We start from the raw sequence: 555 nt of genomic DNA, 5'->3' as shown, positions 1-555 counted from the left end.
GTTCAACGACCGGCTTGCGGTGGTGGATCCGGAGGTGGCCGCTGCTGTGGGGGCGGAGCTGGGTCGTCAGCAGAACACGTTGGAGATGATCGCGTCGGAGAACTTCGCGCCGCAGGCGGTGTTGCAGGCGCAGGGTTCGGTGTTGACGAACAAGTACGCCGAGGGCTATCCGGGCCGCCGTTATTACGGTGGTTGTGAGCATGTGGACGTGGTCGAGCAGTTGGCGATCGATCGGGTGAAGGCGTTGTTCGGGGCGTCGTTCGCGAACGTGCAGCCGCATTCGGGTGCGCAGGCCAACGCCGCGGCGATGCACGCCTTGTTGTCGCCGGGTGACACGATCATGGGCTTGGACCTGGCCCATGGTGGTCATTTGACGCACGGGATGCGCATCAACTTCTCCGGCAAGCTCTACACCGTGGTGCCGTACCACGTGCGCGAGGACGATCACCGGGTCGACATGGACGAGGTGGCTCGCCTGGCGCGGGAGAACCGGCCGAAGCTGATCGTGGCGGGCTGGTCGGCGTATCCGCGCCAGCTGGACTTCGCGCGGTTCCG

1 pseudogene is annotated in these 555 nt (G+C 65.6%); it reads left to right on the top strand.

What is annotated here, in order from left to right:
* Nucleotides 1-555: pseudogene (locus LCD35_RS29705) on the top strand (serine hydroxymethyltransferase); the annotation flags it as partial.

This window comes from Saccharopolyspora sp. 6V, assembly GCF_020176785.1.
In the GTDB taxonomy this organism is placed as follows: domain Bacteria; phylum Actinomycetota; class Actinomycetes; order Mycobacteriales; family Pseudonocardiaceae; genus Saccharopolyspora_C; species Saccharopolyspora_C gregorii.
The sequence above is the reverse complement of the archived record's forward strand: the minus strand, read 5'-3'. Positions and strand labels throughout refer to the sequence as shown.